Origin of the sequence: Streptomyces sp. NBC_00285, from assembly GCF_036174265.1 — a bacterium.
Taxonomy (GTDB): domain Bacteria; phylum Actinomycetota; class Actinomycetes; order Streptomycetales; family Streptomycetaceae; genus Streptomyces.
In genome coordinates this window covers 6,754,181-6,774,580 of sequence record NZ_CP108055.1, presented here as the reverse complement: position 1 = coordinate 6,774,580, position 20,400 = coordinate 6,754,181, and the positions used below count along the sequence as shown (strand labels likewise).

At 68.6% G+C, this 20,400-nt stretch carries 16 protein-coding genes and 1 pseudogene; 6 read left to right on the top strand and 11 right to left on the bottom strand.

Annotated elements, in window-relative coordinates; all coding sequences use genetic code 11:
* Window positions 1-208 precede the first annotated feature (208 nt).
* The 10 genes and pseudogenes from OHT57_RS31445 to OHT57_RS31400 form a co-directional block, all read right to left on the bottom strand.
* Window positions 209-394, bottom strand: a complete 186-nt coding sequence (locus tag OHT57_RS31445) for a hypothetical protein (protein ID WP_328753543.1) — start codon at window positions 392-394, stop codon at window positions 209-211.
* Window positions 395-612: 218 nt separating this feature from the next.
* A pseudogene (locus OHT57_RS31440) lies at window positions 613-1,026 on the bottom strand (ankyrin repeat domain-containing protein); the annotation flags it as partial.
* 334 nt (window positions 1,027-1,360) lie between these two features.
* Window positions 1,361-1,777: a contact-dependent growth inhibition system immunity protein gene (locus OHT57_RS31435; protein WP_328750005.1), complete on the bottom strand. Its 417-nt coding sequence runs from the start codon at window positions 1,775-1,777 to the stop codon at window positions 1,361-1,363.
* A 41-nt stretch (window positions 1,778-1,818) separates the two neighbouring features.
* Complete coding sequence (locus tag OHT57_RS31430; RefSeq protein ID WP_328750003.1) at window positions 1,819-6,516, bottom strand: putative T7SS-secreted protein; 4,698 nt, start codon at window positions 6,514-6,516, stop codon at window positions 1,819-1,821.
* Window positions 6,516-7,118 carry a hypothetical protein gene (locus tag OHT57_RS31425; protein WP_328750001.1) on the bottom strand — a complete coding sequence of 201 codons (603 nt, stop codon included), beginning with the start codon at window positions 7,116-7,118 and terminating at the stop codon, window positions 6,516-6,518. Before OHT57_RS31425 ends, OHT57_RS31430 begins: the two co-directional genes overlap by 1 nt.
* Window positions 7,115-7,516 carry an SseB family protein gene (locus OHT57_RS31420; RefSeq protein WP_328749999.1) on the bottom strand — a complete coding sequence of 134 codons (402 nt, stop codon included), beginning with the start codon at window positions 7,514-7,516 and terminating at the stop codon, window positions 7,115-7,117. Before OHT57_RS31420 ends, OHT57_RS31425 begins: the two co-directional genes overlap by 4 nt.
* Before the next feature lie 117 nt (window positions 7,517-7,633).
* A complete protein-coding gene (locus tag OHT57_RS31415) occupies window positions 7,634-8,698 on the bottom strand; it encodes a hypothetical protein (protein WP_328749997.1) in 1,065 nt (354 codons plus the stop codon).
* A 97-nt stretch (window positions 8,699-8,795) separates the two neighbouring features.
* Window positions 8,796-9,737: an N-acetylneuraminate synthase family protein gene (locus tag OHT57_RS31410; protein ID WP_328749995.1), complete on the bottom strand. Its 942-nt coding sequence runs from the start codon at window positions 9,735-9,737 to the stop codon at window positions 8,796-8,798.
* Between the two features lie 14 nt (window positions 9,738-9,751).
* Window positions 9,752-11,017: an N-acylneuraminate cytidylyltransferase gene (locus tag OHT57_RS31405; RefSeq protein WP_328749993.1), complete on the bottom strand. Its 1,266-nt coding sequence runs from the start codon at window positions 11,015-11,017 to the stop codon at window positions 9,752-9,754.
* Between the two features lie 35 nt (window positions 11,018-11,052).
* On the bottom strand, window positions 11,053-12,396 hold the full coding sequence (locus OHT57_RS31400; protein WP_328749992.1) for a DUF6716 putative glycosyltransferase: 1,344 nt from the start codon (window positions 12,394-12,396) through the stop codon (window positions 11,053-11,055).
* A 198-nt stretch (window positions 12,397-12,594) separates the two neighbouring features.
* Between OHT57_RS31400 and OHT57_RS31395 the strand changes: the two genes are divergently transcribed.
* The 6 genes from OHT57_RS31395 (at window position 12,595) to OHT57_RS31370 (ending at window position 18,716) form a co-directional block, all read left to right on the top strand.
* Complete coding sequence (locus tag OHT57_RS31395; RefSeq protein WP_328749991.1) at window positions 12,595-13,581, top strand: glycosyltransferase family 2 protein; 987 nt, start codon at window positions 12,595-12,597, stop codon at window positions 13,579-13,581.
* Window positions 13,581-14,924 (top strand): alpha-2,8-polysialyltransferase family protein, encoded by a 1,344-nt coding sequence (locus OHT57_RS31390; protein WP_328749989.1) that lies wholly within the window; start codon window positions 13,581-13,583, stop codon window positions 14,922-14,924. The genes OHT57_RS31395 and OHT57_RS31390 overlap by 1 nt, the downstream gene beginning before the upstream one ends.
* Window positions 14,925-15,059: 135 nt before the next feature.
* The gene (locus tag OHT57_RS31385; RefSeq protein WP_328749987.1) at window positions 15,060-15,911 is read left to right on the top strand and encodes an FkbM family methyltransferase; all 852 of its coding nucleotides are present in this window, start codon (window positions 15,060-15,062) and stop codon (window positions 15,909-15,911) included.
* A 108-nt stretch (window positions 15,912-16,019) separates the two neighbouring features.
* Window positions 16,020-17,042 (top strand): glycosyltransferase family 2 protein, encoded by a 1,023-nt coding sequence (locus OHT57_RS31380; protein ID WP_328749985.1) that lies wholly within the window; start codon window positions 16,020-16,022, stop codon window positions 17,040-17,042.
* Window positions 17,032-17,451, top strand: a complete 420-nt coding sequence (locus OHT57_RS31375; protein ID WP_328749983.1) for a GtrA family protein — start codon at window positions 17,032-17,034, stop codon at window positions 17,449-17,451. Before OHT57_RS31380 ends, OHT57_RS31375 begins: the two co-directional genes overlap by 11 nt.
* A complete protein-coding gene (locus tag OHT57_RS31370; RefSeq protein WP_328749981.1) occupies window positions 17,448-18,716 on the top strand; it encodes an NAD(P)/FAD-dependent oxidoreductase in 1,269 nt (422 codons plus the stop codon). Before OHT57_RS31375 ends, OHT57_RS31370 begins: the two co-directional genes overlap by 4 nt.
* On the opposite strand, the gene OHT57_RS31365 is transcribed toward OHT57_RS31370, so the two are convergent.
* Window positions 18,706-20,397, bottom strand: coding sequence for a hypothetical protein (locus tag OHT57_RS31365; protein ID WP_328749979.1), 1,692 nt, complete (start codon window positions 20,395-20,397; stop codon window positions 18,706-18,708). The genes OHT57_RS31370 and OHT57_RS31365 overlap by 11 nt on opposite strands.
* Between the last annotated feature and the right edge of the window lie 3 nt (window positions 20,398-20,400).

Here is a 20,400-nt window from a genome sequence, read left to right as displayed (position 1 = left end):
CCGCGTTGTTTCAGTTGTCCGACGCGGGGACTTCTTGCATATGACCGATGATCAAATCAAGATCCGACAAGGCAATACGACAGAATTTCTGATCCCGGGTGTTGATGAAGTGGACAACTTCCGCAAAGGCTGGATTCTCAAGCCCGCCCGCTTCATGCAGAATTCGGGAAGGTAGCAGAAGCCAGTTCCTTCTCGTAGTGTCGAGTTTCTACTCAACCTGAGTCGTCAATCCCTCAACGGAATCTTCGATGAACTGCGAGATCTCTTCGCTGGGCGCCTTATAACGCCAACCGATGTACGGAATCTGCAAGTAGCCGTATACAGGGTGAATTTCTGCGGGCAATGAGAACCATGCAAGCTCTCCAAACCTGCCGAGAGACTGCATGGCTTTCATGCTGCGAGTCGACATTCAGGAATCCCTTCGCTCGTCACCGAAGGGGATCGGAATATTTGCCATTTTGGACCACAAGTTTCTTTCCTGGATTGAGTAGACGAATTACTCTCTCGTAATCGCCGTAAGGGATTGGATCTGATCTCATCGCCGGGTCGTACACATATCGTCCGTCTGTGTGGACATCGCGATAGCGATATTCCGTCACTGTTCGACCCGCATCGTGCTCCTGCTGCCCTGAGGATTTCGACAGTGTCGGGGTGGAGGCCATTGTCCGCCCAGTCCAGCGGGGACCAGCCTGCGCCGTGGTCTTCGCGGAGGGTGGGATCGGCGCCATGCGCCAACAGTTCCCGGACCGTTGCGGTATGTCCCCAGCAAGCTGCTGCGCACAGCGGGGTGCCCTCCGAGCCGGGGCCGCTGCTTTCAGCGTCAGGGGAAGCCCCGGCCTCCATGAGCAAGCAGGCCACCTCAGCCTCTCCCTGAACCGATGCCAGGTACAGAGGCGTGGTGCCGTCGATGCTCCTTCTCTCCGGACTTGCTCCACTGCGCAGCAGGGTCCTCGCGCTCCTGGCGTCACCTGACAGGATTGCCTCGAAAAGGCGGTGAGAGAGCTTCTTCTGCTGCCGCTGCTTCATAGCCGGTGAGGCTAGCGACCATGGGCGCGTCAGACCACTCATATCCATTCGTTGATCATCGCGACCGGCCACAGTGGCCTGGTAGCGGACGGTGATCTTGATTCCTCTATGAGCTCGTAACAGGATTACGGGTGGGGGCCTTTTTGAGGCGTCGCCAGCAGATGAGGCTGCATGCCAGGGAGACGAAGGTGCCGCTCGGGCCAAGGCGGCAGTAACGGCTCGATCAGCGCCCACAAGTCGTCGTCCACGATCCACGGCCGAGCCGTCGCACCCACCCGAACGATCAGACCGTCGCAACAGTCACGCCCGACCAGGACCGTTCAACAAGATCGCGTTACGAGCTCTCAGGAAACGCTGCCAAAAACGCCTCAACCTCGCGCTTCTCATAGGCCGACAGATCGGTCAGCAAGGTTACGGCTCCTTTTAGCTCGCGCGCGAGCTCGGGATGAGCCATCCATACTTCCGAACTTCTCGTGACCACCGCATAAAGCAAGTCACCGTCGATGAAGCCACCAGCAGGCTGTTTAAGCGCTTCGTCCCGAAGAATCTCCACCGCCAGAGGGAGCAGCCACGGCAAGCCAACATCCTGGCCGATCAAACGTGCCAGCTCATCGGGTTCCAGCGTTCCGATAGGTCGTCGGCGCCACTCGTGGACCGTTCTGACCAGTGACGTCGCATCGGCAGGCGGGTCTCCCCAGCGTTCGCCATCCAGTTGTTCAAGGGACTTGGTGCGATCGACAGATTGCGACATCATCGGATCCTTTCATAGTGGATTCGCATTGCTTTTCTCCGTCACCGATGACCTATGGAGTGCAGGAAGCCGTTCAGCCGGTCAAGCTCTTCAATGGCTTCCTTGCGTTTCTTGATCAGAATTTCCATGCCACGTCCAGTTATACCTGCGGGCGGCTTCTCCAGCTCTCGCTCAAGAGCCAACCTCACATTGTCCAGGCCATTGCGTGCCCCCTTCAAATCCGCAATATGATCGAAGGGCGTGCCGTCAGGCTTGCGTGCCACGACCTCGCCTTGCGCTTCACGCCTAGCCGCATTGTAATGGTTGTGATTGGGCTGCGAGTTTATCTCCCCAATCGGATCCTTCTTGATGTTTTCAAGCTTCCTGATCGCCTTCATGGCGTCTTCCCGCAAACCCAGGTCACGATATGGGGAGAGGCCGAGGGAATCGGTCCAGGTATGAGGGTTGTGGACGTACGCGACGGGGTTGTCGGCGGGGGCCAGACCGAGGGGGTCAGGGGTGGCGTAACGGGCCGTTTCAGGGTCGTAGTGGCGGAAGTAGTTGTAATGCAGGCTGGTTTCGGGGTCGTAGTACTGCCCGGGAAAGCGTAGAGGGGTGTACGCGCTGCTGTCGGTGGGCCAGGCTGTCTTGCCCCACAAGGTCGAGCGCTTGCGCCACGCGATGTCACCGCGTTCGTCCACCAGTTCCAGAGGGGTTCCGACAAGGTCGGTGACGATGGCGAAGAAGCGGGAGTCGATCTCCTGCTGGGGCGCGTCGGCCGCGTTGATGCGTTCGGTTTGAGCGATCGGGTGCAGGCCCTGGTGGTCCCAGGTCAAGGTGACAGGGTTGGGCAGGGACGCCGAGGTAGTGGTCTGCTCGCACAGGGTGGTGCCGTCCCAGACGAAGTCGACTCGCTCGATGACTGTCTTGCCGTCGCTTGCGAGGCGGAGCTTTGCCGTGCGGCGGCCCAGGGGGTCGTAGGTGTACCGCCAACAGGTGCCATCCGGTGTGGTGGCCGACGTCAGGCGGTTTTCTGCGTCCCATTCGTAATGCCAGGTGTCCGGTCTGCGGGACAACCGGGTCTTCTGGCGGAGGCTCATCCGGCCGGCCGCGTCGTATTCGTAGCGGACGCTGCCCGCACGGGTGATGCGGGTGCCGGTGTAAGCGCGGTCACCCGTCGCCCCTTGGCCCGGGTGAGTGGACGGCCAGGCAGCCCGTGTCTGGTTGCCCACCTCGTCGTAGGCGTACGTCTCTGTCCAGTTCGCCGCATGGACCGTGGTGACCCGGCCCACCGCATCGAGTTCGAAGCGGCGTGCACCGTTCAGATGGTCGTCGACGGCGGTCAGGTTGCCATCCGCTCGGTAGGTGTAGGCGCGGTGCTGGAGGCGGTGACCAGTCGGGGCGACGACGTCCTGTTCCGTCAGGCGCCCGAGGGAGTCGAAAGCGTGGGTCAGGGTCAGGGACTCGGCCACGTTGCGGGACAGTTCACGGCCTGCCTCGTCGTGCGTGAAGGTGAGGGTGCGGCCCGACGCCACCATGGCAGTACGGTTACCGGCCGCGTCATAGGTCCAGGTGCTTGTGGCGCCGGCGGGAGTGGTGCGGCTGATGCAGCGGCCCAACTCGTCGTAACCGTAGGTGAGGGAGCGGCCATTGACCGTCTCGGCCAGCGCACGTCCCATGGTGTCCCTCTGCACGGTCACCACCGCGTCCGGTCCCGTTGCCCGGATCAGAGCACCCGGCGGATCGTACTCGAACGTCGTGACCGCTCCTGCCACTTCCTTGCGGATCACCTGGCCCAGAAGGTCACGCTCGAGGTGAACGGTCTCGCCCGATACGGTGGTTGTGGCTATCAGTTGGCCGATCGTGTCGTGTCCATAGGTCAGCGTCCGGTCGTCGAAGTCGGTCTCCGCCGTCAGGCGGCCCACTGAGTCGTACTCGTAATTCCAGGTCAGACCCTGCGGGTTGGTCACCCTGGTCAGGCGTAGTTCTGTGTCGTGGTCGAAGGTGTAGCGGGTGCCGTCCGGGCCGGTGCGGGCGGACATCAAGTCGAAGTGGGTGTATTCATAGCGCGAGACTGCGCCCAGGGCATCGGTGTGGGTGGTGCAGTTGCCCTCGCCGTCGTACGTCCACGATTCGCTTGTGCCGTCCGCGGCTGTACGGCGAGTCAGGCGGCCCTCCACCGTCCACTCCAGGTGGGTCACCGCTCCGGTCGGATCCGTGATCGTCACCGGGCGGCCGAAGGCGTCGCGTTCGTAGCGTGTCACCGCGCCCAACGGGTCGGTGATCTCCAGGGTCAGGCCCCCGGCGTTGCAGCGGACCAGTGCGACCTCCCCGAGAGCGTTGGTGACGGATTCGAGGTGGCCACGGTCGTCGTAGGCGAAGTGGGTGGTTGCCGCGGACGCGTCCGTCACGGCGGTGCAGTTGCCGTACGCATCGAACCGTTGAGTGACATGCGTGCCGTCGGCACCGGCCACCGTGACAGGCAGGCCCTGGTCGTTGTAGGCGATGCTGGTGTAGCGACCGTCGGGACGGATGGCCAGAACCGTGCGGCCCACCTCGTCGTAGGTGTAACTGCGCGTGCGGCCCAGCGGATCGGTGACGGTGAGCGGGCGGTTGGCCTGGTCGTAAGTGGTGTACGTCGTAGCGCCGTCCGGGGCTGTCAGCGCTGCCACTTGCAGGTCGCTGTTGATCTCGTATCGCGTGCTGTGCCCCAGCGAATCGACCGCCGTGACGATCCGATTGCCGGAGATCGGGTCGGGGTCGCCATATGTGTAGGTGTAGCGCAGGTGGCCCTTCTGGCCGCCCTGCGCGGTGCAGCGGTCCTCGTCGTCGTAGGCGTAGTGGTACGACGAGCTGTTCGTATCCGTCCAGGCGGTGATACGGCCGAGGGTGTCGTTGGCGAAGCGGGTGGGCAGGCCGGAGGACTTCGTCACCGTCGACAGGTGGCCCCCCGCGTCATAACCGAAGCGGACCAGCTCGATGTCTGCGGCCGAGGCCAGGTGCAGGGCTGTTATCCGGCCGCCCTCGGTGGTGATCTTCAGGTGGTAGCCGGCCGAGTGCACGATCCCGGTCGGGGCGCCCTCGGCGTCGTACTCGAAAGTCAACCACTGGCCCGAGCGGTCGATGATCTGGGAGAGCAGGGCGATGCCGTTGCCGTCGCCGCCCGGGCCCGCGAAGTCCCAGATGCGCCCGGTTTCCGGGTCGGTGACGGTGTAATCGCCGTAGGCGTCTACCGTCAGTGGGTGGCTTTCGCCGGCCAGGGGCAGGGTCGGGACGCCGGGGGCCGGGTGCGGATATGCCAGCAAGGAGCCGTCCCCGCGGACGAAGACGGCACCTTCCGCGTCGATCTCCAGGCGCTGGTCGGCCGTCGACGTCCAGCACGGGCCGAACCAGCGGCCCGCCCGGTACGACGACTCGAACTGGCGGGAGAAGAACAATGGCAGCCGGGCGGGCAGGGTCACATCCGTCTGCGGCAGGGACATACGTCCGGTGGCCATGTCAATCGGATCACCACCCAACGTCTTGCACCACAGTTGCCGGGCGACGTCCCGCAGCCCACTGCCGACGCTTCTGCGTGCGGCGCTCGTTGCGGCGTCCCTGCCAACTCCGCGCAGAGCATCACGCGCGGCTGCCCGGCCCACGCCGCCCGCGCCCTTCCCCCCGATCAGGTTCGAGAACAGATAGCCCGCCGAGTCGCCCGGGTCGCTGGACCACCCCGTGCCCAGCAGCGACATCGGCAGGCGTTCCGGGTGGGCCGCCGTGCCGACCAGGCCTGCCAGCAACATGCTGGAGTTCTTCGACCACTCGCCGGGGTGGGTCAGGTTGTAGGGGTCCAGGGGGTTGGCCGTACGGGCCAGTTTCAGCATGTCCGTGCCGCCGCGCAGGAGGCCGCCCAGGACGTGGACCGAGTTGAGCTGGGTGCCGACGAACAGGTCGGTCGCGTCGGCGGCCATGCGGTCCGTGAATTCCGGCTTCGGCGGGGCCGACTCCAGGGCCGCCGATATGCGGCGGCGGGCCTCGTCGGCGGAGTCCGTGCGCTGGCGGCGGGCATGCGTGAGGATGTCCTGCGCATCCGCACGGGCCGCCGTGCCCGGGTCGACGAAATCGCCGGGCGCTGTCGGTTTCACGCCCGGGTCCCGGCCCGCCTCGGCGGTCGCGTTGTAGCGGTCGGCCGCCTGGTTGTACGCCGTCACCTTCGCGTCGTAGGACTCCGCCGCCCGCCGGGAGGCGTCCTGCGCGGCGCGGTAGGCGTCGATCGCCGCCTGCGCCTGCTGCTGGGCCCACCCCACCATGTCCGCGTACGCCTCCAAAGCCCCGGACGCCGCCGTGCACGCGTCCGCCGCCGTCAGCCACTGCTTCGGCTGTACGTCGAACTTGGCGCGGAAGGCGTCCGCCGCCTGGCCCCGCCACTCGCCCGGGTCCAGCGAGCGCATGCCCTGGCCGACGTTCTCGAAGGCGGCTGCGAACTTCCGTAGATGTCCGGCCCGTTCGCGGAGCGCCCCCGCGCTGCCGTGGATCAGTTCCTTCGGGTCCTCGGTCTCGCCCAGCGCGCGTTCGGAAACCGTGCCGCCCAGGCGGTTGTTCACGCTCTCGCCGAAGTCGCGGACCTTCTCGGCCGCGCCGTCCGCGCCCACGTCCGACAGCAGTCCCGCCGTCTTGTCCGCGCCCCAGTCGACCGCCTCGCCGACACCCTTGTTCAGACCGCCGGCCGCGCTCTCCAGCCCGTCGCCGAGCCCGTCGACCACATCCCCGAAGCCCATCAGCCCTCACCCTCCGACTTCGAGGAGTCCGCAGAGGGCGGCCCGCTCCACTGCCAGTCCGTGTCCGGGTCCAGGAACGCGTCCGGTGTCACCGTCGATGTCGAAACGTCTTCCGCCGCCTGCGACCAGGCCGCCTTCACCTCGTCCTGGCCGGACGTGAAGGACTCCGCGCTGTAGTCCGCGTTCGCCACCTGCGAGACCGGGTTGTCCTTCAACGTCTCTGACCAGGAACGCGCCTTGACCTCCTCCGGGGAGAGGTAGGGGTTGCCGGTGCCGGCGGTCCACACCGTCTTCAACGTGTCCGAGACGTACTGCTCCTGCTCGTGGTAGATCCCCGCCGACAACCCCAGTCGGCCCGCGAACTCGTTCGCGTCCCCCATCAACGAGCGCACACCCCAGCCCCAGCGGTCGCAAAAGTCCCCGAAGACCTGCTGAAGACCGTCGTCTCCCGCCTCCAGGCCGGTCAGCGAGAGGTCGTCGAAGCCGCGGCCCAGGTTCGCCTCGATGTCGAAGCCGAACTCCTTCAGCTCCGCCATCGCCTGGTTGATGCCTTGGGTGATCCGCTGCATCGCCTCCGGATCGACCTGGTAGCCGTCACTCATGCCGCCCCAGCCCCTTCCGGAGTGGCATCCACGGCGACCGCGTCCGGCACGATCCCCTCAACCGGCGGCAGGACGAACCCTGTTGGGCTGCCCGCGTCCACCGCGATGCCCGTCGGACCGTCCACCCTCGGGATCACCTGGTCCAGCAACCGCGCCCCGAACACCGGCACCCAGTCGGGTGCGGCCTCACCTCGCGCCTCGGCGAACCGTTCCAGCGCCGCGACATCCGTGAACGCAAACAGCCACCGGATGCCGCCCGACTCCGCCGACAGCAACGAGCCGTCCACCACCGGCACCAGCACCTCGCTGCGCCGGAACTCCCCCACCAGCGCCCGCAGATCACCCTGCCCGGTCGCCGTCAGTTCCGTCAGCCGTTCCCGCAACGCCTCGGCACTCACGCCAGCCGCCCCCGTCGTAGCCATCGTCGAACGTCGCACAAGTGAACGACGATGCTAGACGATGAAGCTGAGCAGCGGCTCAGGCGTTTTCGGCCACCCGACCGAAGCCGAGGAGGCTCAGCCCGCCACCACCGCCGACAGCCGGTGCACACCCTTCGCCGTCCCCGTGACCCCCGACAGGAACCCCTGCGCGCGGGGCGACGCCGTCGCCGTCAGCCAGTCCGGGTCGATGTCGCAGACCGAGACGCGGACGTCCGTGCCGGCCAGGGCCAGGGGGAGGGTGTGGACAACTGTCGACGGGAAGCTGAGGATCGTACGGCCGATGGGGCCCCGGCGGGCGATCAGTTCCAGGGGGAGGTCGGGGCGGACGATCTCCAGGCCCGTCTCCACGGCCAGCCGGTGGAGCTTGTCCGTGGACTCACGGCGGTGGGCGAAGTAGCGGGTCGTGCCGTGGGTCTTGGCGAGGCCGGTCACCGCCTCCAGATAGCGCTCGCCGTCCACCACGCCCGTCTCCACCAGCGAAGTGCCCACCATGTCGGCGCCCTTGGTGATGCGGGGCGGGCCGAAGCGGGAGCGGGTCCAGGCGAAGGTGTTGGAGGAGACCGTCACCCCGGCGGGCGTCTCCTCCATCGGCATGGAGGAGAAGATCTGCACCGCGCGCCCCTCACCCGGTGTCAGGCGCTTGCGGGCCGCCGCCGAGACCGGGGCGAAGGCCAGGTCCCGGGGGCTGGGACGGCCGCCCTTGCGGTGCCAGCGCACGAGGCGTTCACCGCGGGCGAGTTGGGCCACGAACTCCATGGTGGCCGTGCCGTCGTCGACGACGACGAGGTCGGGGGCCTTGGTGATGGTCAGCAGCAGCTGTACGTAGCGGGAGAAGGGGTCGCCCAGGACGATCCGGTCGGCCTTGCGGAGTCTGCCCGCGAGGCCCCCGATGGTCTGGAAGGGGGCCGCGGGGCCGCCTCTGGCCTCCTCCCAGCGGACCTCGTGGCCCTCGCCGCGGGCGAGTTCCGCCATCCGGCGCAGCTGGCCGCGGGTCATGGGATCGGTCGGGGCCAGCACGACGAGGGTGAGCTCCGCGCCGGGCGCGTGGGCGTGCGCCCATTCCAGCACGTTCAGCAGCTGGACCGGGCTCTCGACGAAGGCGAGAGTGTGGGAGCCGGTGTTCCCGGCGCGGGGGCTCATCGACGTACGACCGTCCCGTCGTAAGGCGCTCATGGGCGCGGGTGACGAACACCGGGTCCCCGGGCGGACAGCCGCCGGGGACCCGGTACCTGGTGGGTCAGACCGAGACCGGCTCGCCCGCGGCGGCGGCGATCTCCGCCTCGGCGACGACGCCCGAGACGCGGCGCAGCTTCTTCATGGGGCCGAGCTCGGAGTCGTAGACCTTCTTGACGCCGTCGCCGAGGGAGGCCTCGATGGTGCGGATGTCCCTCACGAGCCTCTGAAGGCCCTGCGGCTCCACCGACGCGGCCTGGTCGGAGCCCCACATGGCGCGGTCCAGGGTGATGTGGCGCTCGACGAAGGTGGCGCCGAGGGCGACCGCCGCGAGGGTGGTCTGCAGGCCGGTCTCGTGGCCGGAGTAGCCGATCGGGACGTTCGGGTACTCGTCCTGGAGGGTGTTGATGACGCGCAGGTTGAGCTCCTCGGCCTTGGCCGGGTAGGTCGACGTGGCGTGGCAGAGCAGGATGTTCTCCGAGCCGAGGACCTCGACCGCGTGGCGGATCTGCTTCGGGGTCGACATGCCGGAGGACAGGATGATCGTGCGGCCCGTCTCGCGCAGGGCGCGCAGGAGCTCGTCGTCGGTGAGGGAGGCGGAGGCCACCTTGTGGGCGGGCACGTCGAACTTCTCCAGGAAGGCGACGGCCTCGGTGTCCCACGGGGAGGCGAACCAGGCGATGTTCCGGCTCTTGCAGTACTCGTCGATCTGGCGGTACTCGTCCTCGCCGAACTCCACGCGGTGGCGGTAGTCGATGTACGTCATCCGGCCCCAGGGGGTGTCGCGCTCGATGTCCCACTGGTCGCGCGGGGTGCAGATCTCGGGGGTGCGCTTCTGGAACTTCACGGCGTCGCAGCCGGCCTCGGCGGCCACGTCGATGAGCTTGAAGGCGTTCTCCAGCTCGCCGTTGTGGTTGATGCCGATCTCGCCGCAGATGTAGACGGGCTGGCCGGGACCGGCGATGCGCTCGGTGCCGAAGGTGCGCAGGCGGGAGTTAACAGACATGGCGGGAACGTTCCTTAACTGTCGAGGGAGTCGAGAGAGGGGCCGAGGATCCAGCTGGCGATCTCTCGGATCGCGCCGTCGCCACCGGGGACGGTGGTGACCGCACGGGCGGCGCCGCGTACCACGTCGTGGGCGCTCGCGACCGCCACGGGCCAGCCCACGAGGGCGAAGCACGGGAGGTCGTTGACGTCGTTGCCGACGTAGAGCACGCGCTCGGGCGCGATGCCCTGCTCCTCGCACCACTGCTTCAGTGCGAGGTCCTTCCGGTCGATGCCGTGCAGGACCGGGATCTTGAGTTTCCGGGCCCGGGCGGCGACGACCGGGTTCTGCTCCGTGGAGAGGGTCAGCATCTTCAGGCCGCTCTTGCGCAGGGCGGCGATGCCGAGGCCGTCCCCGCGGTGCACGGAGACGAACTCCTTTCCATCGGCGTCGATCAGCACCCGGTCGTCGGTCTGGGTGCCGTCGAAGTCCAGTACGACCGCGTCCACGTCGTCGGCGGTCGGCAGTGAGCCTGCGCGGTCCGCGTCGAACAGGGGGGCCAGGGCGCGGGCGCGGGCCAGGTCGTGCGGGTCGTCGATCTCCAGCACGCGCGCGGGGTCGGTGCGGACCAGTTCGGTGCGGCCGAAGAAGCGGTGCCGGTGCTTGCGGAAGCCCGGTGCGTCCATCGCGTAGGCGGCGCCGGTCTCCAGGAAGTCCTGGGGGCGGTCCTGGCGGCGGGGGCGGTAGGACTTGTCGTGGTTGACGCCGTAGCCGCCGCCGGTGGCCGCGTCGGCCTCGGTGACCGTGCCGGCGTCGGCCTCGGTGTCCGCGTCGCGCCACACGAAGCCGTGGAAGGGGGCGACGGTGACGGCCGTGTCGGCGCCGTTCTCGGCGATCGCGGCGGCGACCCCGTCGATGTCCTCGCGGACGATGAACGGGCTCGTGCACTGCACGAACACCACCACGTCGACGGCGGCGCCGTGCAGGGCCTCGTGGGCGTCCATGGCGTGCAGGACGGCGGCCTCCGAGGTCGCCGTGTCACCGGCGATGGCGGCGGGCCGCAGCACCACCTCGGCGCCGGCCTCACGGGCGGCGGCGGCGATCGCCTGGTCGTCGGTGGAGACCAGGACGTCTGTCACCAGCCGGGTGGCCAGGCACTCGCGCACCGCCCGCGCCACCAGCGGCACTCCCCCGACGGGAGCGAGGTTCTTCGCGGGCACGCCCTTGGAGCCGCCGCGCGCGGGAATCACCGCGAGCACCCGGCGCACCGAAGGGCCTTGGCTCGTCTGCGGGTTGGACATCGGGTCTGCTCCTTGGGAAGGGCCTTGGAAGGTGGTCACAGCTCCCCCATCCGCCGGATCACCGGAGCCACCCGCTGAACCCCGTGCCGGTAGGCGCCGCGTGCCGCGCGGCGGACGATCTGGCGGACCGGGCCCGGCTCCTTGTCGTGGGCGGGGGCGCCCGGCAACGGCGTGCCGTCGGGGCCGAGGTGGTGGCGGGCGAGGATGCCAGGGACGTAGCCGGGGGCCGTCGTGGGCGTGTAGTACGGGGTCAGCGGGGGCCGTTCGGGCGAGGCCAGCAGCTTGGTGATGCGCTCGCGGGCTGCGTCGAAGGCCTGCGCGTACGAGCCGTCGACGGCGACGCCCTGCCGGCCCACCCACTCCTCGTCGGGCACCGGGCGGTACCCCTCGTCGAGCTGGTCCCAGGAGGCGAGGCAGCCGGAGCCCACGAAGTGGTGGTTGCCCAGGACTTCCCGCACGCCCAGATCGGTCAGGACGACCGTGGGGATACGGCGGTGCAGCGACTCCAGCGCGGCCGTGGAGCTGATCGTGACCAGCAGGTCGGTGCGGTCGAGGACCTCGCCCATGTTTCCGTACACCAGGCGGAAGTTGGCCGGCGGGTCGAGCCGCTGGACCAGCTTCTGGTACGGCAACTCCTCGATGTGAGTGGTGTGTTCGCCGGGCCTGGAGCGCAGCTTCAGCAGCACCTCGCGCTCGGGATGCAGCCGGGCGTGGGCCACGAGCCGCTGCAGCAGGTACACCCGGTCCCTGCGGTTGTCCGGCACCGAGGGCTGGACCGCGAACACCACGGTGTACGGGTCGTGTTCGCCTTCGTACGCCGCGCCCCCGAGGAACGGCAGCGCCACCTCGGTCACGGACGAGGCGTCCGCGCCCACTCCCTCGTACACCGCGCGGAAACGCTCGGCGTCCTGGCGGGAGTTGGCGAGGACGAGGTCGGCTCCGTGCCGCAGGAGGAGGCCGTCGGCGAGCTTCTCGTAGACGACGCCGACGTAGCCGGTGACGACGACGGGGCGCTTTTCGAGGCCCTCCCACACGCGCTTCAGCCCGTGCAGCATCGCCTGCACACCGCCGCCGACCAGGGCCAGGACGACGATGTCGTACGACGTCTCGGCCATGGCGCGCAGGAACTCGACGGCGGTGACCTCCCGCAGGGAGTCCGCGCGCACCCCGACCTCTTCGAGCTGGCGTGCGGTGGGCGTGGCCCGGCCGCGCAGCAGGAATCCGTCCAGCGCGAGACCGACTTGCGCCCCGCCTCGCGGTCCGGCTTCCATGGACGGACCCGGGGCGATGCGGTCGGCGGTCAGCGCACCCCATTTCCAGCGGGTGTCGGAGTCCGCGAGGACGGCGATTCGAAGTGGCTTCGATGTACTTGGCGGCACGACGAAGACGCTAGGAACCAATTTCAAGGTCCTGCCCAACCGCGAATCAACGAGAAGTTAACAAAAGCCCACCGAGAGCCGAACTGGCCCGCCGAAGACCGGGAAGTACACGGGATGCACCGTTCCGACACACCGAGTTCACCCACAGTCTCTTTGCCGGAAAGTTCCGCTGCCAGACCGCCTTCTAGCGTTTTGCGGGTGCCCAAGCTCTCCGTCATCGTGCCGTTCTACAACGTGCAGCAATACGCCCCGGACACCCTCCGGAGTCTTCGCCTGAATGCGCGGCGAGATTTCGAGTTCGTGCTGGTGAACGACAAATCAAAGGACGAAACTCCGGCGATTCTCGACCGTGCGGCCGAGGAGCTCTCGGACGTCGCCCAGGTGCAGGTCATCCACCACGAGACGAACGGAGGGCTCGCCACCGCGCGCAACACCGGCCTGGACGCGGCGCGGGGCGAGTACCTGACGTTCCTGGACGGCGACGACTGGCTCGCGCCGGGCTATCTCACGGAACTGGTCGCCGCCATCGAGGGGTTGGGTTGCGACTTCGTGCGCACCGACCATGTGCAGACCGTCGCGCGCGCCCGCACCGTGCACCGGGTGCCGATCGGGCGGCGGAACGAGGTGCTGAACCCGCGGGAGTCGATCCTGCCCGCCGACCGCTCGACGTCCGTGGACTACGCGTACGCGTGGGCGGGCGCCTACCACCGCCGTCTCCTCGACAGGGGCCTGCTGCACTTCACCGACGGGCTGCGCACGGCCGAGGACCGGCCGTGGATCTGGAAACTGCACCGCGAGGCCGAGTCGTTCGCCGTGGTGAGCCTGCTGGGCGTGTTCTACCGGCGTGGGGTGGCCTCCTCCCTCACCCAGATCGGTGACGCCCGCCAGCTCGACTTCATCCGTGCCTTCGACCAGGTCATCGAGGAGACGGCCGCGGACCCGGACGCCGACCGGCTGCTGCCCAAGGCGGTGCGCACCTACTGCGCGATCATGGCCCACCATCTCTCCGACGAGTCCAAGTGGGAGCCGTCCGTGGCCAGGCAGCTGCGGGCGATGTGCGCGGCGGCCATCAAACGGATGCCGCAGGACGCGCTCGGGGACGTACTCGACACCATGGACCTGCGTCGCTCCGCCGCACTGCGGCGACTGCGGCGGCGGGTCACCTCTACCAAGGCGGCCGCGTGATGTCCCCCCGTACCCCTCACACCACGCAGATCTTCTGCGCGTCCACGCTGTACGGCGCGGTCACGCTGGCCGCCGCGATCGACTCCGACCTCTTCGAGGATGCCGAGCGCCGGGTGCTGCTGGTGTTCAACAACACGGCGACACCGGAGACCTCGACGCCGCTGGACGAGATGCCGGGCTTCGCGCCGCTGCGCGACCACTTCGACGCGGTGCTGTCCTGGAACGAGGCCATCTGCCCCTTCCACCCGGGCGCCTGGACCCCCCGCCCGGACGACGTCCCCCTCTTCGAGCGCTATCTGCGCCTGCTGTGGGGACTCGGCGACGACCGTGTCGAACTGGTCATGGAGTCCATCCAGGTCACCCCCGCCCTCGCCGTGGCCCAGCTGTTCACCGGCGCCCCCATCGACGTCTACGCCGACGGCCTGATGAGCTACGGCCCCACCCGCAACAAGCTCGACCCGCTGGTCGGCACGCGGGTGCGGCGGCTGCTCCACCTGGACCTGATCGCGGGCCTCACGCCGATGCTGCTGACCGAGTTCGACGTGCCGCCGGTCGTGGTGCCGACGTCCGCCTTCCTGAAGGCGATGGGTGAACTCACCGCGGCCGTCGAGGAGTTGCCGCCACTGCCGGACAACGCGGCGCTGCTGCTCGGCCAGTACCTCTCCGCGCTGGACATCCTCTCCCCACAAGAGGAGGAGGACCTGCACGTACGGATGCTGAAGGGCGCGGTGGCCAAGGGGCACCGCTCGGTCGTCTTCAAGCCGCACCCCAGCGCGCCGGCCCGTTTCAGCCGCGCCCTGGAGGCCGAGGCCGAGTCGCTCGGCGTGGACCTCACCGTCCTGGACACGCCCGTGCTCGCCGAGGTGCTGTTCGAGGAGGCCCGGCCCGCGCTGGTCGTCGGCTGCTTCTCCACCGCGCTGTTCACGGCCTCCGCGCTCTACGACCTGCCGGCCGCCCGCATCGGCACCGACCAGCTGCTGCAGCGGCTGACGCCCTACCAGAACAGCAACCGGGTCCCGGTGGTGCTGGCCGACGCGGTACTGCCGGACCTGGAGGGCCGCAAGGGGGAGGAGTCGGTCCCGGCCGACACGCTCAACGCCCTGGTCGCAGCGCTGAGTTTCACTCTGCAGCCGCAGATCCACCCATCACTGCGCCCGGCCGCGGAACGCTATCTCGCCAAGCACCTCGGCCCGCGCACCCGGCGCTACTTCAGGAAGAAGCGCCTGACCTCGCTCGGTCTGCCCGGCGGCATCCCGAAGCGCCTGGGCTTCCTGCCCCACAACGCGACCGCGCGCCGGATGGTGCGCAGGGCGCGGGCTTTGAAGAAGGCCGTGAAACGCTGAGCGAAACAATGGGTGAACGACGGGAATCCCGTGTGCGACCCCTTCGGAAAAGGCCAGGTCATAAGCTACTGACCTGGCCTTTTCGATATGTGCAGGACCTGTGACAATCCCACGGGGCGCCCCTACGATCGCGGAATGCGTATCACCCAGCTCGAAGAATCCAACGCCCGCATGCTGGCGCACGCACCATCGGTCCGGCCGGTGGCCACCAGCGACATCATCCGGATCCACCGGAAGAAGTTCCCTTATCGCGGCTATGTGGAGATCGACTCCCCTTACTGCCCGCCTTTTCTGATGTTCTGCGTGAATGACGACGCGGTCGGCCTGGACACGCTGTGGAACGGCCGGTTCGGCTACGAGCCCGGCAGCCTCGCCACCTGGTCCCGGCTCGCCGCGACGAGCGCGACGAGCGCGACGATCGCGGACGTCGGGGCGCACGTCGGCTACTTCTCCATGATCGCCGCCCTCGCCAACCCGAAGGCGAAGGTGCACTCCTTCGAGCCCGTGGACCAGATCCACGCCCGGCTGTCGGTGAACGTCCGGTCGAACGGCGCCCAGAACATCAGACTCCACCAGGCGGGCGTGTCCAGCGCGGCCGGCTGGGCCGAGATCAGCGTCCGCTTCGCGGGCAACCTCCTGTCCACGGGCTCGACCCTGGAAGGCGGCGCGGCCGACGCCGAACACAAGCGGATCCGTCTGCTGTGCCTCGACGAGGTGTTCGCCGAGACCAAGCTGGACCTCATGAAGATCGACGTCGAGGGGCACGAGCTGTCGGTCCTGGAGGGAGCCCGCCAGGTCCTCAAGCGCGACCGGCCGACCGTGCTGCTCGAAGCGCTGCGGGACGTGGACATGCAGATCCTCCTCGCCGAGTTCGACTCCCTCGGCTACGACTGCCACTGGATCACCGAGCACGACGGCACACTCGTCCCCTGGTACGCGCCCCGGCCGCCCAAGACGCGGAACCTGCTGTTCACGCCGAACGACTGACCCGCCGGCCGGCCGGAGGCAGAGGTGGGAGGGAAGCGAAAGGGGGCGGACGGCTCCCGGCCACGGCCAGTTCGACGGACGTTCACAGACCTTCCATAGCTTCTCCCAATGGCCCAGCAGGACGTTCGACCACGCATACCCGATGTCGTCCCGGCGCAGCCGGCACCGCCGGAACGGCAGCCCGTCCGCCGATCCCTCGTCTCGTACGTCCTCCCCGTCTACGACGAGGAAGACGGCATCCAGGCGTTCCACACCGCGCTGGCCGCGGCCCTTGCCGAACGCCCCGAGTTCGACTACGAGCTGCTGTACGTCAACGACGGCTCCGGCGACGGCTCACTGGCGATCCTCAGGGATCTCGCCAAGAACGACGAACGGGTCCGGGTCGTCGACTTCGCCCGCAACTTCGGGCACCAGATCGCCATCACCGCCGGGCTCGACCTCGCGCAGGGCGACGCGGTGATCGTGATGGACACCGACCTCCAGGACCCGCCGAAGGTCAGCCTGGAGCTGGTCGACGCCTGGCGGGCGGGTGCCGAGATCGTGCACGCGCGCCGGCGGTCCAGGCAGGACACCGCGTTCAAGCGGGCCACCGCCCACCTCTACTACCGGGTCCTGCGCTCCTCCACCGACGTCGACATCCCGCTGGACACCGGGGACTTCCGTCTCCTGGACCGGCGGGTCGCCGACGAGCTGCGCAAGTACCGTGAGCGCAGCCGGTTCGTGCGCGGCATCGTCGCCTCGATGGGCTACCGGCAGACCGAGGTGGCCTTCGACCGCGACGAACGGTTCGCGGGCGAGACGAAGTACCCGCTGCGCAAGATGGCCCGCCTCGCGATCGACGGCATGACCAGCTTCTCCACCGCACCGCTGAAGATGATCACCCGGCTCGGTTTCGTGGTGCTCGCGCTGTCGCTGCTCGGCATCCTCTACGCGCTGGCCATGAAGTTCTTCCGCCCCGACATCACCGTCTCCGGCTGGACGATGATGATGTGCGTCGTCCTGTTCCTCGGCGGCACGCAGATGCTGTCGCTGGGGGTCATCGGCGCGTACATAGGGCGCATCTACAGCGAGGCACAGGGCCGGCCGCTGTATCTGGTGCGTGACGTGATCGGCGGCGACGGTGACCGCTGACACCACCTCGACGACGGCCACCGCACCGGACCGGCGGCGCGTCTCGCGGCAGCTGCTCAGCTACACCCTGATCGGCGGCAGCGGGGTGGCCATCGATCTCGTCGTCTTCCTGCTGCTGCACAACACGGCCGGCATGGACGAGCAGCTCGCCAACGCGATCAGCACCACGCTCGGCATCGCCAACAACTTCGTGCTGAACGCGCGGTTCACCTTCGAGCGCCGCGACCGTCTCGTCGTGCGCTTCCTGCGGTTCTACGCCGTCGGCCTGACCGGCATCGTCCTGACGAACCTGCTCTTCCTCGCCTTCACCGACGGTCTGGGGATCGACGCCAACCTGATCAAGGCGGGTTCGCTGCCGCTGGTCCTGGCGCTGCAGTTCGTGCTCAACAGAAAGTGGAGCTTCGCATGAACCTCGGCATCATCGGCGCGGGCGCCACCGGCCTCACCGCCGCCTGGGACGCCGTACGCGCCGGCCATCAGGTCACCGTCCTGGAGGCGGCCGACGAACTCGGCGGCCTGGCCGCGTCGTTGGAGATCGGCGGGGTCCCGCTGGAGCGCTACTACCACCACATCTTCCGCAGCGACAAGGCGATGATCGCGCTCATCGAGGAGCTGGGGCTGGGTGACGCGCTGCGCTTCCACCGGCCGACCACCGGCATCTACCGGGGCGGGAAGCTGATCGACTTCACCACGCCCTTCGACATGCTGCGCTTCCCGGAGTTCGGCCCGGTGGACGCCGTACGCTTCGCCGCTTCGTCGGCGGCCCTGAAGGCGGTCCGCAAGGGCGACCGCTTCAACGACCTCACCGCGCTGGCCTGGCTGCGCAAGTGGGCCGGCAAGAAGGCCACCGCCTCGATCTGGGAGCCGCTGCTGCGCGGCAAGTTCGGGGAGCGCGCCGAACAGGTGTCGATGGCCTGGCTGTGGGCGCGGATCCACTGCAGGACCTTCGAACTCGGCTATGTGGACGGCGGGTTCGAGCGGGTGTACGCGGCGCTCAGGGACGGGATCGAGGAGCACGGCGGGAAGGTGGAGTTCGGCAAGTCGGTGGAGTCGATCCGGCAGGACGGGGCCGACGAGGCCGTCGTGACCTGCGCGGACGGATCGTCGTACGGATTCGACCGGCTGATCGTCACCACCCCGCAGCCCGCTTTCGCGAAGGCGGCCGGGCTGCCCGACGACAGCACACTGTGGAAGAACCAGTACCTGGGCGCCACATGCTTCGTCCTGGAGCTGGACCGCAGTGCGATCCCGTACTACTGGCTCAACATCAACGAGCCGGACTTCCCTTTCCTCGCGGTGGTCGAGCACACGAAGATGATCGATCCGTCCGTCTACGGCGGCCGGCACATCCTCTACGTCGGCAACTACGTGGAGCGCGAGGACCCGCGGTTCACCACGGACCCGGGCGAGCTGCTCGACTCGTTCGTGCCGTACCTGAAGCGGATCAACCCGGCCTTCGAGAAGTCCTGGATCCAGAACTGGCACTTCTCGAAGGCCGGGTTCGCCCAGCCGGTGGTGACGCCCGAGTACCGTGCGCTGATCCCGGCCCATGAGACGCCCATGAGCCGGGTCACGCTGGCCACGATGGCGCAGATCTACCCGCAGGACCGGGGGCAGAGCTACTCGGTGGCGATGGCCCGCGAGGTCACGGCCTCACTCGGGCTCAACGCCTGACGCACAGCACGAGCCGCTCCCCCGGGTCCCCGGCGGGGCAGTCGTACACCGCGGTGATCCGGCGCCACAGCTGCGGGTCGACGTGGCCCGGCTGGAACCAGGGCCGCTCCAGCACCGCGTACGGGGCCGGGTCGTGGTCGACGCAGTCGGCGTTCTCCTTGAACGACTTCAGTTCGGCCACGTCCGGCAGGTAGCGGGTGCGCTGGAGGAACGTGGCGATCGGGTAGCGGCACTGGGCCGGGTGGTCGAGGTCGTACGCCGTCTCGCCGAACGCCAGGTACAGCACCGGGACGCCGGCGGGCAGTTCGGCGGCGATCCGGTCGACCTGGTCCGCCGTGCGCCGCTGCTGCTCCAGGTACCCGGAGCCGGTGACGGTGACCTTGCCGTGCAGCACGAGGTGCGGGGAGCCGGGCCAGATGCTCGCGGCCAGCAGGACGACGCCGGACAGGGCGACCAGGACGGCCGAGCGGTTCCTCAGCCGCTTCTCCAGCAGGACGTCCACCGCGGCCGCGAGCAGTGCGACCAGGCCGGCCGCCCAGACCTCCCACGGCCGCTGGAACCTACCGGGCAACTGGGCGTACACCACCGGCAGTACGCCGTACAGCAGGGACACCGCCCCGAAGCACCAGGGCGGGGACCTGCGCGTGCCGCCCACCGCGACGCCCCAGACGACCGCCGCCACCACGGGCATCTGCGCGCCGTGGTAGAGGAACCAGTTGCCCTGCACGACCACGACGGCCTGCGCGGCGAGGCCGATGAGCACGGCGATCACGAGGAGTTCGGTGCGGCGCAGCCGGCCCCGCACCCGGGTCAGGACGAGCAGCAGCGCGCCCGGCAGGAGCAGCAGCACCGGACTGGTGACCGCGCGGTCGGCGAGGAAGTCCACCGTGCGTCCGAGGATGAAGTGCGGGTGGATGCCGGTCCGGCTCAGCGCGGACTGGTTGATCTGCGGCATGTCCTCGGTCCACTGCCACTCGTGGGTGCCGGCGAGGGCGCTCAGCCCGAACAGGGCCAGGGCGGCAGGGATGCCGGCCGCGGCGATGCGTACGGCCCGGCCCCGGTCGACCGCGTAGACGAGGAGCACCCCGATCGCGGCGGTCGCGGCGGTGGAGTACTTCATCATCACCGCGAGGCCCAGCGGGAGCGCGGCGAGCAGGGCGGCGGGCCAGGGCCGCCGCGGGCCGAGGGCGGCGGCGGCGCCGAACACCGTGAGGACGACGGCCGCCCACTCCGGCTGGAGGAAGTCGTTGCGGGGAGCGAGGGCCAGGGCGAGCCCGGTGGCACCGGCCGTCAGCACTGCCTCGCGGACCGTGACCCGGCGCTGCAGTGCCACGTACAGGGCGTAGGCCGCGGCGGCGGCGAGCAGGACTCCCGCCGCGTTCATCACCGCCTCGCGGACCGCCGTACCCCCGAAGAAGGCGAGCCGGTCCAGGAGTGCGACGAACCACCGGTAGAAGTACGGGCGGTGGGTGAAGACCTCGGAGGGGGAGTAGCCGGCCGCGCGGCCGGTGCGCAGGGCTGCCAGGACGTAGTGGAGGTCGCCGGTGAGACCGCGGGTGAGCACGGTGTACACCACGGCGGCCACGGACGGCACGGCGACCGCCGCCCACCTGAGGGGTGAGCGGCGGCCGCCGGGCGCGGTGGGCCGTACGGACGTGTCGCCGGCCAGTGTCGTCGTCATGGT

What these genes read in the sequence shown, in the direction of transcription:
- OHT57_RS31425 (WP_328750001.1), bottom strand. Translation starts at nt 7,118, where the DNA reads ATGAGTGACGGCTACCAGGTCGATCCGGAGGCGATGCAGCGGATCACC.
- OHT57_RS31365 (WP_328749979.1), bottom strand. Translation starts at nt 20,397, where the DNA reads ATGACGACGACACTGGCCGGCGACACGTCCGTACGGCCCACCGCGCCC.
- OHT57_RS31430 (WP_328750003.1), bottom strand. Translation starts at nt 6,516, where the DNA reads ATGGGCTTCGGGGATGTGGTCGACGGGCTCGGCGACGGGCTGGAGAGC.
- OHT57_RS31415 (WP_328749997.1), bottom strand. Translation starts at nt 8,698, where the DNA reads ATGAGCCCCCGCGCCGGGAACACCGGCTCCCACACTCTCGCCTTCGTC.
- OHT57_RS31410 (WP_328749995.1), bottom strand. Translation starts at nt 9,737, where the DNA reads ATGTCTGTTAACTCCCGCCTGCGCACCTTCGGCACCGAGCGCATCGCC.
- OHT57_RS31380 (WP_328749985.1), top strand. Translation starts at nt 16,020, where the DNA reads ATGGCCCAGCAGGACGTTCGACCACGCATACCCGATGTCGTCCCGGCG.
- OHT57_RS31370 (WP_328749981.1), top strand. Translation starts at nt 17,448, where the DNA reads ATGAACCTCGGCATCATCGGCGCGGGCGCCACCGGCCTCACCGCCGCC.
- OHT57_RS31405 (WP_328749993.1), bottom strand. Translation starts at nt 11,017, where the DNA reads ATGTCCAACCCGCAGACGAGCCAAGGCCCTTCGGTGCGCCGGGTGCTC.
- OHT57_RS31445 (WP_328753543.1), bottom strand. Translation starts at nt 394, where the DNA reads ATGAAAGCCATGCAGTCTCTCGGCAGGTTTGGAGAGCTTGCATGGTTC.
- OHT57_RS31385 (WP_328749987.1), top strand. Translation starts at nt 15,060, where the DNA reads ATGCGTATCACCCAGCTCGAAGAATCCAACGCCCGCATGCTGGCGCAC.
- OHT57_RS31435 (WP_328750005.1), bottom strand. Translation starts at nt 1,777, where the DNA reads ATGTCGCAATCTGTCGATCGCACCAAGTCCCTTGAACAACTGGATGGC.
- OHT57_RS31390 (WP_328749989.1), top strand. Translation starts at nt 13,581, where the DNA reads ATGTCCCCCCGTACCCCTCACACCACGCAGATCTTCTGCGCGTCCACG.